This window comes from Paraburkholderia sejongensis (genome assembly GCF_020880815.1).
Classification (GTDB): domain Bacteria; phylum Pseudomonadota; class Gammaproteobacteria; order Burkholderiales; family Burkholderiaceae; genus Paraburkholderia; species Paraburkholderia sejongensis.
This window is the reverse complement of sequence record NZ_JAJITD010000007.1, coordinates 200,102-214,863: the sequence shown is the minus strand read 5'-3', so window position 1 is coordinate 214,863 and position 14,762 is coordinate 200,102. Positions and strand designations below refer to the sequence as shown.

The 14,762-nt window shown below is 67.3% G+C and carries 15 protein-coding genes; 6 read left to right on the top strand and 9 right to left on the bottom strand.

Annotation, left to right across the window (positions count from 1 at the left end; translation table 11 throughout):
- Positions 1-75: 75 nt before the first annotated feature.
- From LJ656_RS15940 to LJ656_RS15900, 9 genes are all read right to left on the bottom strand, one after another.
- On the bottom strand, positions 76-1,125 hold the full coding sequence (locus LJ656_RS15940; protein WP_230510368.1) for an L-threonylcarbamoyladenylate synthase: 1,050 nt from the start codon (positions 1,123-1,125) through the stop codon (positions 76-78).
- Positions 1,126-1,135: 10 nt separating this feature from the next.
- Positions 1,136-2,332, bottom strand: coding sequence for a 5-(carboxyamino)imidazole ribonucleotide synthase (locus tag LJ656_RS15935; RefSeq protein ID WP_230510367.1), 1,197 nt, complete (start codon positions 2,330-2,332; stop codon positions 1,136-1,138).
- 111 nt (positions 2,333-2,443) lie between these two features.
- On the bottom strand, positions 2,444-2,962 hold the full coding sequence (purE, locus tag LJ656_RS15930; RefSeq protein WP_230510366.1) for a 5-(carboxyamino)imidazole ribonucleotide mutase: 519 nt from the start codon (positions 2,960-2,962) through the stop codon (positions 2,444-2,446).
- Between the two features lie 65 nt (positions 2,963-3,027).
- A complete protein-coding gene (locus LJ656_RS15925; protein ID WP_075302646.1) occupies positions 3,028-3,918 on the bottom strand; it encodes a phosphoribosylaminoimidazolesuccinocarboxamide synthase in 891 nt (296 codons plus the stop codon).
- 133 nt (positions 3,919-4,051) lie between these two features.
- Entirely contained in the window at positions 4,052-5,116 is a 1,065-nt protein-coding gene (gene fba, locus LJ656_RS15920) for a class II fructose-bisphosphate aldolase (RefSeq protein WP_230510365.1), read from the bottom strand.
- A 199-nt stretch (positions 5,117-5,315) separates the two neighbouring features.
- Entirely contained in the window at positions 5,316-6,752 is a 1,437-nt protein-coding gene (pyk, locus tag LJ656_RS15915; RefSeq protein ID WP_230510364.1) for a pyruvate kinase, read from the bottom strand.
- Positions 6,753-7,176: 424 nt separating this feature from the next.
- Positions 7,177-8,370 (bottom strand): phosphoglycerate kinase, encoded by a 1,194-nt coding sequence (locus tag LJ656_RS15910; protein WP_230510363.1) that lies wholly within the window; start codon positions 8,368-8,370, stop codon positions 7,177-7,179.
- Between the two features lie 284 nt (positions 8,371-8,654).
- Complete coding sequence (locus LJ656_RS15905; RefSeq protein ID WP_230510362.1) at positions 8,655-8,978, bottom strand: AzlD domain-containing protein; 324 nt, start codon at positions 8,976-8,978, stop codon at positions 8,655-8,657.
- On the bottom strand, positions 8,975-9,730 hold the full coding sequence (locus LJ656_RS15900) for an AzlC family ABC transporter permease (protein WP_230510361.1): 756 nt from the start codon (positions 9,728-9,730) through the stop codon (positions 8,975-8,977). The genes LJ656_RS15905 and LJ656_RS15900 overlap by 4 nt, the downstream gene beginning before the upstream one ends.
- A gap of 236 nt (positions 9,731-9,966) precedes the next feature.
- Here LJ656_RS15900 and LJ656_RS15895 point away from each other — a divergent pair, with 236 nt between their 5' ends.
- From LJ656_RS15895 to LJ656_RS15870, 6 genes are all read left to right on the top strand, one after another.
- Positions 9,967-10,890 carry a branched-chain amino acid transaminase gene (locus LJ656_RS15895; RefSeq protein WP_230510360.1) on the top strand — a complete coding sequence of 308 codons (924 nt, stop codon included), beginning with the start codon at positions 9,967-9,969 and terminating at the stop codon, positions 10,888-10,890.
- A gap of 78 nt (positions 10,891-10,968) precedes the next feature.
- On the top strand, positions 10,969-11,163 hold the full coding sequence (locus tag LJ656_RS15890; RefSeq protein WP_006049970.1) for a zinc-finger domain-containing protein: 195 nt from the start codon (positions 10,969-10,971) through the stop codon (positions 11,161-11,163).
- 251 nt (positions 11,164-11,414) lie between these two features.
- Complete coding sequence (waaF, locus tag LJ656_RS15885) at positions 11,415-12,440, top strand: lipopolysaccharide heptosyltransferase II (protein ID WP_230510359.1); 1,026 nt, start codon at positions 11,415-11,417, stop codon at positions 12,438-12,440.
- A 165-nt stretch (positions 12,441-12,605) separates the two neighbouring features.
- A complete protein-coding gene (locus LJ656_RS15880) occupies positions 12,606-13,052 on the top strand; it encodes a nuclear transport factor 2 family protein (protein ID WP_075302662.1) in 447 nt (148 codons plus the stop codon).
- Between the two features lie 49 nt (positions 13,053-13,101).
- Positions 13,102-14,145, top strand: coding sequence for a hydrolase (locus tag LJ656_RS15875; RefSeq protein ID WP_230510358.1), 1,044 nt, complete (start codon positions 13,102-13,104; stop codon positions 14,143-14,145).
- On the top strand, positions 14,138-14,734 hold the full coding sequence (locus LJ656_RS15870; RefSeq protein ID WP_230510357.1) for a DUF2946 family protein: 597 nt from the start codon (positions 14,138-14,140) through the stop codon (positions 14,732-14,734). The genes LJ656_RS15875 and LJ656_RS15870 overlap by 8 nt, the downstream gene beginning before the upstream one ends.
- The last annotated feature ends 28 nt before the right edge of the window (positions 14,735-14,762 follow it).

The window sequence follows — 14,762 nt, the reverse complement described above, 5'->3', positions numbered from 1 at the left end:
AAAGGCCCGGCTCGTTGAACGAGCCGGGCCTTTGTCTTTTGGCGCCTGCGCCTGCGTCTATGCCGGGCCCTAGGCTCAGCCCTGCGCCTCGAACGCGGCCGCCGCGCGCCCGAGCCGGTCGTTGACCGCGATCCATTCGATCGTATCGGGCAGCTTTTCGATCAGAATCCGCGTGACGTTCGCGCGATCGAGCGCGCGCAGCAAACCGTACAGTTCGCGCGCATACGCATGCGGATCTTCCGGCGCGGCGACGAAATGCACGCCTTGCGCATCGGCCCACTGCCCCGCCCGCGACGCCCGCGCGACCAGCGCGACACGCTCGCCCGGCTCGCGCACCGCGAGCAGCGGCTCCAGTTCGGCGAACGGCAGCAGCGCGAGCGGCGTGCGCGGCGCGTAATGCGCTTTGAGCGTACCCGACGCGCGTGGCGCGGTCGCATCCGAGCCGTCGGGCAGACGCGGCGCCTCGCCGAGCACGTCGGCGATATCCTGCGGCGTTACGCGGCCGGGCCGCAGCAACGCCGGAAAACCGCGCGACAGATCCAGAATCGTCGATTCGATGCCGACATCCGACGCGCCGCCATCGAGCACATGAATCGCACCGCCGAATTCATCACGCACGTGCTGGGCGGTGGTCGGGCTCACATGCCCAAAGCGGTTCGCCGACGGCGCCGCGACGCCGCCATGACCGCCGCGCAACGCGCTGAACGCCTCGAGCAGCGCCTGCGCAACCGGATGCGACGGGCAGCGCAGCCCGACCGAATCCTGGCCGCCGCTGACCGCCGCCGGAATGCGGGCGGCGCGCTTCAGGATCAGCGTGAGCGGCCCCGGCCAGAACGCGTCGATCAGGCGCTGCGCATCGGCCGGCAAATGCTCGACCCAGTAGTTCGGATCGCCGTGCGGCGCGAGATGCACGATCACCGGATGGTTGGCCGGCCGTCCCTTCGCCGCGTAAATGCGCGCGACCGCGTCCGGGCTCTCGGCGTCGCCGCCGAGCCCATAGACGGTCTCAGTCGGAAACGCGACCAGCTCGCCCGCGTCGAGGAGCGCCGCCGCGTGCGCGATCTGCGCGGCGCTGACCGGCAGCGCGCCGGCAGCGGCTTCGACGGGTTTGTGTTGATCCGGCATGATGCGCGCGTCAGCTGGTGGCGATATGCAGCAGCCGCGCGCAATCGCGCGCCGCCGTGCGGGCTTCTTCGAGCGTCGGCGCGGTGAAGTTCACGTGGCCCATCTTACGGCCGCAACGCGCCTCTTCCTTGCCGTACAGATGCAGCCGCGCGGCCCGCATCGCCGCGACCTCGTGCCACGGCGGGGTGACCGGCGCGCCCTTCGGGCCGCCCGGGAACCACACGTCGCCGAGGATGTTCAGCATCACCGCGGGCGAATGCTGGCGCGCGTCGCCGAGCGGCATGCCGGTCATCGCGCGGACCTGCTGTTCGAACTGACTGGTCGCGCACGCGTCGACCGTATAGTGGCCGGAGTTGTGCGGACGCGGCGCCATTTCGTTGGCAACCAGCGAACCGTCTTCGAGAATGAAGAATTCGACGCACAGCACGCCGACGTAGCCGAGCTTGTCGGCGATCTGCAACGCCGCCTGCTGTGCCTGCTGGACCAGCGCGGGGGTCGCGTCCGGGGCCGGCACGATCGTGTGCGACAGCACGCCGTCGCGATGGGTGTTCTGCGCGAGCGGATAGACGACCGACGCGCCGCTCGAGCCGCGCGCGATCAGCGCCGACACCTCGAACTTCAGCGGCAGGCGCTTTTCCAGCACGCACGGCACGCCGCCGAGCGATGCATGCGCCTCGCGCACTTCGTCGGCATTGCGCACGCGAATCTGGCCCTTGCCGTCGTACCCCATGCGGGCGGTCTTCAGGATGCCCGGCAGCACCGCTTCGAGCTCGCCGTCGCCGAGCGCGGCCAGCGCATCCGACGACTCGATCACCACGTGCGGCGCCACCGTCACGCCCGAGGCCGCGATGAAGCGCTTCTCGGCGATGCGGTCCTGCGCGACCGCGACGCAGCGGCCCGCCGGACTCACGAAGGTAGTCTTCGCGAGGAAGTCCAGGCTCGCGGCCGGCACGTTCTCGAATTCGGTCGACACCGCCGCGCACAGCCGCGCGAGTTCGGTCAACGCCGCTTCGTCGGTATAGGCCGCGCGCAGATGGCGGTCGGCGACCGCGCCGGCCGGGCTCGTCTCGTCCGGATCGAGCACGGCGACACGATAGCCCATCGCCTGGGCGGCAAAACAGAACATGCGGCCGAGCTGGCCGCCACCGACCATGCCAAGCCATGCGCCAGGCAGAATCGGTGAAACCGGGGTGTTGTCAGGGTTCATCTTGGTGGTCGGTCGCGGCCGTCCGCGCGTTGCGCTCATCTTGCGAGCGACGGGCGAACGGCCGGGGGTCGAGGGTCAAACTGTTGGGGACGTCGTTCAAACACCGCGCGCTTACAGCGCCGGCAACACCATTGCGTGAGCCGCTTCGTTCTGGCGCACGCGGAAAGCCGCGAGTTTCTCCGCGTATTCGCTGCTGGTACCGGAGAGCAGCGACACCGCGAACAGCGCCGCGTTCGCCGCGCCGGCCTCGCCGATCGCAAACGTGGCGACCGGCACGCCTTTGGGCATCTGCACGATCGAATGCAGCGAATCGACGCCCTTCAGGTACTTGCTCGCGACCGGCACTCCGAGCACCGGCACCGTGGTCTTCGCGGCCAGCATGCCCGGCAGGTGCGCGGCGCCGCCCGCTCCGGCGATGATCGCGCGAATGCCGCGCTCGCGCGCGCTTTCAGCATAGGCGAACATTTCGTCGGGCATGCGGTGCGCGGACACGACCTTCGCTTCGTACGGCACGCCGAATTCCTGCAGAATCGCCACGGCGTTTTTCATCACGTCCCAGTCGGAACTGGAGCCCATCAGCACGCCGACGACCGGCGCGTCATGCTTGTGGGCGGTTTGTGCTTCACTCATCTTTACGGCTTCCTTGTTTCCGGACGGTGCGCGCCTCTCGCAAGGCGCGCGCGATCAGTCGACGCTCAGTCGAGCTTGTGGCCAGTCAGGCGCTCGAGCGCTTCCTGGTACTTCTCGCCCGTTTTGACGACCACCTCGTCCGGCAGCTTCGGCGCCGGCGGCTCTTTCTTCCACGGCTGGGTTTCGAGCCAGTCGCGCACGAACTGTTTGTCGAACGACGGCGGGTTGGTGCCGACCTGGTACTGGTCCGCCGGCCAGAAGCGCGACGAATCGGCGGTCAGCGCCTCGTCCATCAGATACAGCTTGCCGTGGTTGTCCAGACCGAATTCGAACTTGGTGTCCGCGATGATGATGCCGCGCGTGGCCGCGAATTCAGCGGCTTCCTTGTAGAGGCGGATCGAGATGTCGCGGATCGTGGCCGACAGTTCGGTGCCGATGCGGCGCTCCATCTCGTCGTACGTGATGTTTTCGTCGTGGTGGCCCATCTCGGCCTTGGCGGCCGGCGTGAAGATCGGCTCGGGCAGTTTCTGCGCGTTCTGCAGACCCGCCGGCAGTTGCACGCCGCACACCGCGCCGGTGGCCTGATAGTCTTTCCAGCCGCTGCCGGCCAGATAGCCGCGCACCACCGCTTCGACGAGGATCGGCTCGAGGCGCTTGACGACCACCGCGCGGCCCTTGACCTGCTCGACTTCGTCCGGCGCGACCACCGACTCGGGCGCGACACCGGTCAGGTGATTCGGCACCACGTGCTGCAGTTTCTCGAACCAGAAGTTCGCCATCGCGTTCAGCACGCGGCCCTTGTTCGGAATCGGCTCGCCCATGATCACGTCAAACGCCGACAGACGGTCGGTCGTGACGATCAGCAGCTGGTCGTTGCCCACCGCATAGTTGTCGCGGACTTTACCGCGGCCGAGCAGCGGCAGCGAGCGGAGCGTGGATTCGTAGAGGGTAGACATCGTCGTGGTTCGCTAAAAATGGGGCAGAAAATGTGACCGGAACAAAAGGGAAACGCCGTTCCCCCGATGATGCGGGAACGGCGCTCGGACCACAACCTGGCCGGATAGCCAGGCGCGGAGCCAGAACTACTGCTTAGCGGACGACTTGCGCGAGCTCGCCCGACTTGTACTTCTCCGCGATTTTATCAAGCGAAACCGGCTTGATCTTGCCGGCCTGGCCTTCGCAACCGAATTGCGTGTAGCGGTCGATACAGATCTTCATCGCCGCTTCGCGCGCCGGCTTCAGGTAATCGCGCGGATCGAACTTGCCCGGATTGGTCGCCATGTAGCGGCGGATCGCACCGGTGATGGCCAGGCGCAGGTCGGTGTCGATGTTGACCTTGCGCACGCCGTGACGGATGCCTTCCTGGATTTCCTCGACCGGCACGCCATAGGTTTCCTTCATGTCGCCGCCGAATTCGCGGATTTCCGCGAGCAGTTCCTGCGGCACCGACGACGAACCGTGCATCACCAGGTGCGTGTTCGGAATGCGCTGATGGATTTCCTTGATGCGCTGGATCGACAGAATATCGCCCGTCGGCTTCTTGCTGAACTTGTATGCGCCGTGCGAGGTGCCGATCGCGATGGCGAGCGCGTCGCACTGGGTCAGCTTGACGAAGTCGGCGGCCTGCTCCGGATCGGTCAGCAGCTGTTCGCGGGTCATCGTGCCTTCCGCGCCGTGGCCGTCTTCCTTGTCGCCCTTCATCGTTTCGAGCGAGCCGAGCACGCCCAGTTCGGCCTCGACGGTGACGCCGATCGAGTGCGCCGCTTCGACGACCTTGCGCGACGTTTCGACGTTGTACTCGTACGATGCAACCGTCTTGCCGTCCGCTTCGAGCGAGCCGTCCATCATCACGCTGGTGAAGCCGCTGCGGATCGCCGCCATGCAGACCGCCGGCGACTGGCCGTGGTCCTGGTGCATCACGACCGGGATGTGCGGATACGACTCGACCGCCGCTTCGATCAGGTGACGCAGGAACGGCTCGCCCGCGTACTTACGCGCGCCGGCCGAGGCCTGCATGATCACCGGCGCGTTGACCTTGTCGGCCGCGGCCATGATCGCCTGCACCTGCTCCAGGTTGTTCACGTTGAATGCCGGCAGGCCATAACCGTTTTCGGCGGCATGGTCCAGCAGTTGACGCATTGATACGAGAGGCATGCTGTAACTCCTTAGATTGAAACGAATTCTTTTGCCGTCGGCATCTTTTGCGGCGATTTTATCGCGAAGCAGGCGGTGTTCCCGCGCCGGCGTGGGCGCCGTTGGTGCGCCGTCGCACATGCGGCGAGCGCGAGCGCATCGAGCGCCGCCCGCCTGCTTCGCTCGCTCCAGCCTGTGCCGATCGAGCGGTGCTGCGTGCTCAGTACGGTTCGCCCACCCGCACGATCTTCAGCGTGTTGGTGCCGCCGGCCTGCCCCATCGGCTCGCCGACGGTCAGCACCACCATGTCGCCGCGCGACGCATAGCCTTTGCCGACCACGGTTTCGAGCGCCTGCTGCAGCGCGATGTCGCGGTCGGTGTTGGTGTCCAGGTGCAGCGACGTCACGTTGCGGTACAGCGCCATCGCGCGTTCGCTGCCGACGCGCGGCGTCAGCGCGAAGATCGGCACGTGGCTCCAGTGACGCGACATCCACAGCGCGGTCGAGCCGGACTCGGTCAGCGCGACGATCGCCTTCGCGCCGAGGTGATAGGCGGTAAACAGCGCGCCCATCGCGATCGACTGGTCGATCCGCGTGAACGTGCGGTCGAGGAAATCCTTGTCCAGTTCCGACTGCTCGGACTTCTCCGCTTCGACGCAGATCGCGGCCATCGTTTCGATGGTCTGCACCGGGTACTTGCCCGCCGCGGACTCCGCCGACAGCATCACCGCGTCGGTGCCGTCGAGCACCGCGTTGGCGACGTCCGACACTTCCGCACGGGTCGGCACCGGCGCGTGGATCATCGACTCCATCATCTGGGTCGCGGTGATCACGAACTTGTTCGATTCGCGGGCCATCCGGATCATGCGCTTTTGCAGCGCGGGGACCGCGGCGTTGCCCACTTCGACGGCCAGGTCGCCGCGCGCGACCATGATGCCGTCCGATGCGTCGAGGATGCCCTGCAGCGCCGGAATCGCCTCGGCACGCTCGATCTTCGCGATCATCTTCGGCTTGATCCCGTACGGCGCGCCTGCGATGTTGGCGAGCTGGCGGGCCATTTCCATGTCGGTCGCGTTCTTCGGGAACGACACCGCGATGAAGTCGACGCCGAGCGACATCGCGGTGCGGATGTCTTCCATGTCCTTCGCGGTCAGCGCCGGCGCCGACAGACCGCCGCCCTGACGGTTGATGCCCTTGTTGTTCGACAGCTCGCCGCCGATCTTCACGACCGTGTGGATCTCGTTGCCGATCACGCGCTGTACGTTCAGCACGATCAGGCCGTCGTTGAGCAGCAGCACGTCGCCCGGCTTCAGGTCACGCGGCAGATCCTTGTAGTCGAGGCCGACGCGCTCGTCGTTGCCGAGCTCGCAGTCCGCATCGAGGATGAACGTATTGCCGGCCAGCAGCGTGGTGCGGCCGTTGTCGAATTTGCCGACGCGGATCTTCGGGCCTTGCAGGTCGGCCATGATGGCGACCTCGCGGCCTGCCTGGCGAGCCGCCTCGCGCACGAATTCGGCGCGCTGGCGGTGGTCGTCGGCGGTGCCGTGGGAGAAATTGAGTCGCACCACATCCATTCCCGCATGAATCATTTGCAGTAGGATTTCCGGCGTACTGGAAGCCGGACCGATGGTAGCGACAATCTTGGTGGCGCGATGCATGAGTCTCCTCGTCTGGATGGGATCGCTGGGATAAGCGCTGTAGGTCTGCTGCAGAGTCTGCGCATCGAACGATGCCGCGGGGCGCGCGCCGGTTATGACCGGCGTCGCTTTGTGGAGTGAGACGGGTGATGCGGTATGCAGGACCGGCGCCGGGTGGGCCGGCGCGGATGACTGCTGGTTGCCGGACGGTTGCGCCGGCGCGGTGGAGTCTGCGCGGGCCGCCGGCGCGCTGTCTGGCTGGTCGGTAAGCGCTTCCGATGTGGCCGCGTCAGCGGGCGAAGCTTGCGCCGCCTCCGTGGCGGCCACCGCCGCCGCAGTGCTCACGCGCTGCGCCCGCTCCCCTGCCGTTGCTGCCGCATTACCGCGCGGCACTTGCGCGCCACGCGCCCTGGTCGACTTCACGGTTGGGGAGCGCGTCGCCACGTTAAGCCCGCGATTCCAGAACTTCGACCGCCGGCAGCTTCTTGCCTTCGAGGAACTCGAGGAACGCGCCGCCGCCCGTCGAGATATAGCTGACCTGCTGCTGGATCCCGTACTTGGCGATCGCCGCAAGCGTGTCGCCGCCGCCGGCGATCGAGAACGCCGAGGATCGCGCGATCGCGTCCGCGAGCGTCTTCGTGCCGTTGCCGAACTGGTCGAACTCGAATACGCCGACCGGGCCGTTCCACACGATCGTGCCGGCCTTTTCGAGCTGCGCGGCCAGCACCTTCGCGGTTTCCGGTCCGATGTCGAGGATCATGTCGTCGTCCTGCACATCCGCGACGGCTTTCACCTCGGCCTTCGCGGTCGGCGAGAATTCCTTGGCCGTGACCACGTCGGTCGGGATCGGCACCGATGCGCCGCGTGCCTTGGCCGCCTCGATGATCGCCTTCGCTTCGTCGACGAGGTCGTTCTCGGCGAGCGACTTGCCGATCTTCAGACCGGCCGCGAGCATGAACGTGTTGGCGATGCCGCCGCCGACGATCAACTGGTCCACCTTGTCCGCGAGCGACTTCAGGATGGTCAGCTTGGTTGACACCTTCGAGCCGGCGACGATCGCCACCAGCGGACGCTTCGGCGCGCCCAGCGCTTTGCCGAGCGCTTCGAGCTCGGCCGCGAGCAGCGGGCCCGCGCACGCGACCGGCGCGTACCTGGCGATGCCGTGGGTGGTCGCTTCGGCGCGGTGCGCGGTGCCGAACGCATCGTTCACGTAGACGTCGCAGAGCTTGGCCATCTTCTGCGCGAGTTCGTCGGAGTCCTTCTTTTCGCCCTTGTTGACGCGGCAGTTTTCGAGCAGCACGACCGAGCCCGGCGCGACGTTCACGCCGTTTTCGACCCAGTTCGCGACCAGCGGCACGTCGCGGCCGAGCAGTTCGGCCAGACGCTTCGCGACCGGCGCGAGCGAGTCTTCAGGCTTGAAGTCGCCTTCGGTCGGACGACCCAGGTGCGAGGTGACCATCACGGCGGCGCCGGCGTCGAGCGCGGCCTTGATGGCCGGCACGGACGCACGGATACGGGTGTCTTCGGTGATGTTGCCTTGATCGTCCTGCGGCACGTTCAGATCGGCACGGATGAATACGCGTTTGCCGGACAGCTTGCCTTCGGCGATCAGGTCGGAGAGACGCAATACCTTGTTCATGGGCTTGAGTAGGCGAGTTGATGAGAAGGCGGTGGCGGGCTGCGCCGGGCGATTCGCGGCCAGTACCTGCGCATCGGCCCAGCGGCTCCGCGGGATCGGGCGCCGGCGGCCGGGCGCGCGGGCTGCGCGGGTTGCGCGGGTTGCGTTACTGCGTGCGGCGCACTCATCCCGAAAAGCGGCATTTTAACTGATCCCACCACCCTTCTGACCCGCGATGGCGCGAATCTCCCGTATTTGGCCGCACCCTGGTGAGGCCGCAGTGCAGCATGGGCCGCCGCGAGCCGTCACATGAAGACCCGCATCAGCGTGAACACCGCCATTCCGGTCACGATGGTGCCGAGCATGGTGCGCCGCCACAAAAACCACCCGAGCCCGGCCAGCGTCGCGTACAGCTCATGGTTGGACGGCGCGAACGACAGCCCGGCGGGGGTCGCCAGCACCTCGGGCACCACCACCGCGGCGAGCGCGGCCGCCGGCGCGTAGCGCAGCATCTTCTGCACGCGCGGCGGCAGCACGGTGCGCTCGCCGCCGATCAGGAACATCGCGCGCGTGAACGCGGTGACGAAAGTCATGCCGAAGATCGCGAGCCAGATTTGCGTGGAGGTCATCGGGCGTCTCCCGGCTTGCCGCTCGCGCGGCGGATGCGGCGCAGGTCCGCGCGTTCGACCAGCAGATCGGCGACGCTACCGGCGGCAATCGCCGCGAGCACCGCGAGCAGCAGCGCGAGCCGGTACGGCAGCTCGAAGGCGAGCAGCGCGACGATCGCCGCGACGATGACCGCGACCAATGTGGAGCGGGTCGCGATCGCCGCGACCATCACCGGCAAGAGCGCGAGCGTGCCGGCCAGCCCGAGCCCCCAGTTGTCCGGAATCAGGCTCGCCAGCAGGATGCCGATGATCGACGACACCTGCCACGACAGCCAGCTCGCGACCGCCATCCCCCAGAAGTACGCCTCCTTGCCCGGCACGTAGCCGGTCGCGAAGGTCTTCTTGACGAACAGCAGGTAGATCACGTCGCCGTTGAAATAGCCGAGCACGATGCGCCGCCACATCGGCAGATAGGAGAAATGCGGCGCCAGACCGGCGCTGAAGATCACGAAGCGGGTATTGACCATCGCCGCGGTGGCCAGCACGGTCCACACCGGCAGCTTGGCGGCGAGCAGCGGCAGCACCGCCAGTTGCGACGAGCCCGCGTAGCACAGCAGCGACATCGTCAGTGCCTGCGGCAGCGTCAGCACGGACTTGCTCATCGCGATGCCGGTCACGAGGCCCCACGAGAAAATCGCCATCAGCGTGGGTGAGTAGTCGCGCAAGCCTTCACGGAAGGCACGGCGATCGGTATCGGACAGTCGGGCGAGCATCAGGCAAAGGGCGCGGGCGCGGGAAACGCCGTCAGGAAGGCCCGGTGGGCGCCGGCTTGCGAGCTCGGCCGGCGTCTCCGGAATCGATTTAAGTGTGCGCCGGATTATAGCGTCCGCGCTATGCGCCGGCAGCGCCCGAATGCCCGTTGCGTGTGCAAATGACGCTAAAATAGCGCTCCTCGGCCAGGGCCCCCCGCGCTAGGCCGCACCTCACAACGCACCTGCTGGAGAATCGTATGTCAATGGCCGACCGCGACGGCAAGATCTGGATGGATGGCAAGCTCATCGACTGGCGCGATGCCAAGATCCACGTGCTCACCCACACGTTGCACTACGGCATGGGCGTGTTCGAGGGCGTGCGCGCCTACCGGACGGCCGACGGCGGCACCGCGATCTTCCGCCTGCAGGAGCACACCAAGCGCCTGTTGAACTCGGCGAAGATCTTCCAGATGGACGTGCCGTTCGACCACGAAACGCTCGCCGCCGCGCAGCGCGAAGTGGTCCGCGAAAACAAGCTCGAATCCTGCTACCTGCGCCCGATCATCTGGGTCGGCTCGGAAAAGCTCGGCGTGTCGGCCAAGGGCAACACGATCCACGTCGCGATCGCCGCGTGGCCGTGGGGCGCCTACCTCGGTGAAGACGGCATCGCCAAGGGCATCCGCGTGAAGACCTCGTCGTTCACGCGCCATCACGTGAACGTGTCGATGGTGCGCGCGAAGGCATCGGGCTGGTATGTGAACTCGATCCTCGCGAACCAGGAAGCGATCGCCGACGGCTACGACGAAGCGCTGCTGCTCGACGTCGACGGCTACGTGTCGGAAGGCTCTGGCGAAAACTTCTTCCTCGTCAACAACGGCAAGCTGTACACGCCGGACCTGTCGTCGTGCCTCGACGGCATCACGCGCGACACCGTGATCACGCTTGCGCGCGACATGGGCCTGCAGGTGATCGAAAAGCGCATCACCCGCGACGAGGTCTACACCTGCGACGAAGCGTTCTTCACCGGCACCGCCGCCGAAGTCACGCCAATCCGTGAACTCGACAACCGCACGATCGGCGCCGGCGCGCGCGGCCCGATCACCGAGAAGCTGCAGTCGGCCTTCTTCGACGTCGTCAACGGCAAGAGCGCGAAGTACGCGCACTGGCTCACGAAGATCTGACGCAACCGCGTCCGAGAGGCGCCCGCGCCGCCGCGTGGCGGCGCGCTGCCCGCACCCCGCATACAACGAGAAAGTCTCATGAGCGATATCAAGGAAATGCCGCTGGTCGAACTGACGGCAAAAGATCTGCCGGCGTACTGCCCGAACCCGGCCATGCCGCGCTGGAGCGCCCATCCGCGCGTGTTCATCGACGTCTCGCACGGCGAAGCACGCTGCCCGTACTGCAGCACGCGCTACAAGCTGCGCGACGGCGAAGTGATCAAGGGCCATTGAGCCCGGGGGGCTCGAGCGGCTTCAGGCCGGCTCCGCCAGCGCGCGCAGGTACGAGCCGGCGCGCGCGGCCAGCCAGCCGCGCCGCTGCTTCGGGCACCCGCGCCGCGCCGTCTCACTGAAAGCCGTGCCGCCGTCGCGGCGCGTCCGGGCAACCGGTCACGCGCCGCAGCGGCTCTCATTTCCCCTTTTACCCCTCCGAACGCCACGCGCGCCGCGCGCGGCGCTTCGTTTCGACACCGGACCTCACTCTGATGCGTCGCGCGTTGGTTATCGCACCGAACTGGATCGGTGACGCATTGATGGCGCAGCCGCTGTTTGCGCGCCTCGTGAAATTGCATCCGCGCATCGTCATCGACGCGGTCGCGCCCAGCTGGGTCGCGCCCGTACTCGAACGGATGCCGGAAATCCGCGACGTCTACGCAACCGACCTCGCCCACGGCAAGCTGCAGATGCTGCGCCGCTGGCAGTTGGCGAGCGATCTGCGCGACGTCGGCTACGACGCGGCCTACGTGCTGCCGAACTCGTTCAAGTCGGCACTCATCCCGTGGCTCGCGGGCATCCCGCTGCGCATCGGCTACACCGGCGAGAGCCGCTACGGCGTGCTGAACGTGCGCCACGCGAATCCGCGCAAGGATCAGCGTCCGCCGATGGTCGGCCATTACGCCGCGCTCGCGTACGCGCCCGGCGCGAAGATCCCCGAGGATCTGCCGCTGCCGCGTCTCGACACGGATCTGAACGAGGCATCGCGGGTCTCGGCGCGCTTCAATCTCGACACCCGGGTGCCACTGCTGGTGTTCTGCCCCGGCGCCGAATACGGTCCGGCCAAGCGCTGGCCGCCCGAGCATTTCGCAGCGCTCGCGCAGATGGTCGGCCAGTCGTTCCCGTACACGCAGATCGTCGCGCTCGGCTCGCCGAAGGACGCGCCGCTCGCCCAGGCGATCGCCGAGAAAGCGCCGAACGTGCGCAATCTGTGCGGCCAGACCGCGCTCGGCGAGGCCTGCGCGCTGATCTCGCGGGCCAACGCGGTGGTCACCAACGACTCCGGTCTGATGCACGTCGCCGCCGCGCTGCGCCGCCCGCTGGTGGCCGTGTACGGCTCGACCGATCCGCGCCACACCCCGCCCTTGTCCGAGCTCGCGAAGGTACAATGGCTCCATCTCGAATGCAGCCCCTGTTTTGAGCGCGAGTGTCCGCTCGGCCACCTGAACTGCCTGAAGCAGTTGAGCGCCGAGCAGGTTTTCGGCGATCTGCGCGGCATGCTGCTCGCGCAGCGCTGAGCCGGCCGGCACTCGCAAGCAACACCGCACGCCCCGAGCGCGTCGCGTCATGTTCGCGCCTTGCGGCGCGGGCAAGCTGACGCCCGGGAGCGACGGTCCGGAGCACTGGACCGTCCCGCTACGCTGACCCGCAACCGCGCGCCGCGCACACGAGACTGACGAGCCATGCCACGTTTTGCCCATATCTTCGAAGCCGCCGCCGATACCCTGAACGCCTACTATCAGGCCGTCGCCGAGGTCAATATCGACGGCTTGATGGGCTTGTGGATCGACGAGGAATTCGTCAGCTGCATCTGCGCCGACGGCTCGCATCTGCATGGGCTCGAGAACATCCGCACCGGTTTGCAGAACCAGCTCGAAGCGCAGCCGGTGTCGATCGAGCCGCTCGACATCCGCGTCTACGACAGCCTCGGCACCGTCGTCTACGCGATTGCCGAAGCGCATCGCCCGGCCGATCCGGCCGCGATACCCGCGATGGTCTTCACGACCTACGTGATGGTTCATGAACGCGGCGAGTGGCGCATCGCGCACATTCACGCGAGCCCGATGCCGAACGAGACCGCGAGCCAGTTCGCGACCCGCATGCGGCATGGCCAGGGGCCGCTGCACTGACGCGCGGCGCCGCCGTTTCAACTCCACGTTCGTTGGTTTTTCCGCCGGTATGAGTTCGACGCCCAATCAACCCACCTCCCCCACCGCCCGCGTCGCGGCGGCCGTCGAGGCGAGCGTCGAACTGTTGTACCGCGCGCCGCTGTGGCTGCCGAACCGGCATGTCCAGACCATCGTCCCGTCGCTATTCGCGCGCCGCCCCGCGGTGCCGTTCAGGCGCGAGCGCTGGGACACGCCGGACGGCGACTTCATCGATCTCGACTGGGTCGCGCACGAAGCGGCGCCCGCCGCCACCGCGCCGCTGTTCGTACTGTTCCATGGACTCGAAGGCAGCTCCGGCTCGCACTATGCGGCCGCGCTGATGGAAGCCGCGCGCCAGTACGGCTGGCACGGCGTGGTGCCGCACTTTCGCAGCTGCAGCGGTTCGCTGAACCGGCTGCCGCGCTTCTACCATCTGGCCGACAGCAACGAGGTCGACTGGATCCTGCGCCGTCTCGCGGCCGCGCATCGCGGGCCGGTGGTCGCGGCCGGCGTGTCGCTCGGCGGCAATGTGCTGCTGCGCTGGCTCGGCGAACAGCGCGACGAGGCGGTGCCGCTCGTTGCCGCGGCCGCGGCGATTTCGACGCCGATCGACGTGCACGCGGGTGGCCGCGCGCTGTCGCAAGGCTTCGGTCTCGTCTACACGCGCAACTTCCTGAAGTCCCTCAAACAGAAAGCCAGCCAGAAACTCGAGCAGTTCCCCGGCCTGTTCGACCGCGACGCGATGCTCGCGAGCCGCACGATGTACGAGTTCGACAACGTCGTGACCGCGCCGCTGCATGGCTTTCGCAATACCGATCACTACTGGAGCAGCGCGACCACCCGCCCGCTGCTGCCGCACATCGAGGTGCCGACGCTGGTGCTCAATGCGCGCAACGACCCGTTCCTGCCGGCCACCGCGCTGCCGTCGCCGCATGAGGTGTCAAACGCGGTCGAGCTGTATCAACCCGAGCACGGCGGCCACGCGGGCTTCATGACCGGGCCGTTTCCGGGCCGCATCGACTGGCTGTCGCGGCGCGTGTTCAGCTACCTGGAGCGTCACGTCGATCATGGATGACATCGTCAGACAGTCGCTGGCCAAATGGCCGAATGTGCCGAGCTGCACCGGCTGGCTGATGCTCGACCGGCGCGGCAACTGGCGCATGCGCGACGAAGCGGCCCAGGCGAGCGGCGCGCCGGGCACGGCGATCCGGCACGACGCGCTGCTGGGCTTCATCAACCGTAATTACGAGGTCGATGAGCGGGGGCAGTGGTTTTTTCAGAACGGGCCGCAGCGGGTGTATGTGGAGCTTGGTTATACGCCGTGGGTCGTCCGATTGTCGGTCGATGCCGGCGGCGCGCTCGCGCTGCACGACCAGGGAGGCGGCAGGTTCGAGCCGGCCGCGGTGTTCGTCGACGAAGACGGCGCAATTCTGTTCGCCGACCACACACAGCCGGCGCGCATCGCGGTGCTGCACGATCACGATCTCGAACTGTTCGCCGATCACGCGACGCTCGCCGACGATGGGTCGATGAGCGGTGAACTCCACTGGAATGCACAAGCCCCGCTGCCTCTGCAGAGCATCCGGCATGACGAGGTGGCGGCGCGGTTCGGGTTTATCGCAAGTCCCGCGGCAGCCGCAGCGGCGGTGCACACGCCGACCTGACGCGCGCGGCGCGGCCGCCGCTTCAGCT

Bases quoted from the DNA above. Each gene is read 5' to 3' on its own strand.
- LJ656_RS15940 (WP_230510368.1), bottom strand. From the start codon at position 1,125: ATGCCGGATCAACACAAACCCGTCGAAGCCGCTGCCGGCGCGCTGCCG.
- LJ656_RS15935 (WP_230510367.1), bottom strand. From the start codon at position 2,332: ATGAACCCTGACAACACCCCGGTTTCACCGATTCTGCCTGGCGCATGG.
- purE (WP_230510366.1), bottom strand. From the start codon at position 2,962: ATGAGTGAAGCACAAACCGCCCACAAGCATGACGCGCCGGTCGTCGGC.
- LJ656_RS15925 (WP_075302646.1), bottom strand. From the start codon at position 3,918: ATGTCTACCCTCTACGAATCCACGCTCCGCTCGCTGCCGCTGCTCGGC.
- fba (WP_230510365.1), bottom strand. From the start codon at position 5,116: ATGCCTCTCGTATCAATGCGTCAACTGCTGGACCATGCCGCCGAAAAC.
- pyk (WP_230510364.1), bottom strand. From the start codon at position 6,752: ATGCATCGCGCCACCAAGATTGTCGCTACCATCGGTCCGGCTTCCAGT.
- LJ656_RS15910 (WP_230510363.1), bottom strand. From the start codon at position 8,370: ATGAACAAGGTATTGCGTCTCTCCGACCTGATCGCCGAAGGCAAGCTG.
- LJ656_RS15905 (WP_230510362.1), bottom strand. From the start codon at position 8,978: ATGACCTCCACGCAAATCTGGCTCGCGATCTTCGGCATGACTTTCGTC.
- LJ656_RS15900 (WP_230510361.1), bottom strand. From the start codon at position 9,730: ATGCTCGCCCGACTGTCCGATACCGATCGCCGTGCCTTCCGTGAAGGC.
- LJ656_RS15895 (WP_230510360.1), top strand. From the start codon at position 9,967: ATGTCAATGGCCGACCGCGACGGCAAGATCTGGATGGATGGCAAGCTC.
- LJ656_RS15890 (WP_006049970.1), top strand. From the start codon at position 10,969: ATGAGCGATATCAAGGAAATGCCGCTGGTCGAACTGACGGCAAAAGAT.
- waaF (WP_230510359.1), top strand. From the start codon at position 11,415: ATGCGTCGCGCGTTGGTTATCGCACCGAACTGGATCGGTGACGCATTG.
- LJ656_RS15880 (WP_075302662.1), top strand. From the start codon at position 12,606: ATGCCACGTTTTGCCCATATCTTCGAAGCCGCCGCCGATACCCTGAAC.
- LJ656_RS15875 (WP_230510358.1), top strand. From the start codon at position 13,102: ATGAGTTCGACGCCCAATCAACCCACCTCCCCCACCGCCCGCGTCGCG.
- LJ656_RS15870 (WP_230510357.1), top strand. From the start codon at position 14,138: ATGGATGACATCGTCAGACAGTCGCTGGCCAAATGGCCGAATGTGCCG.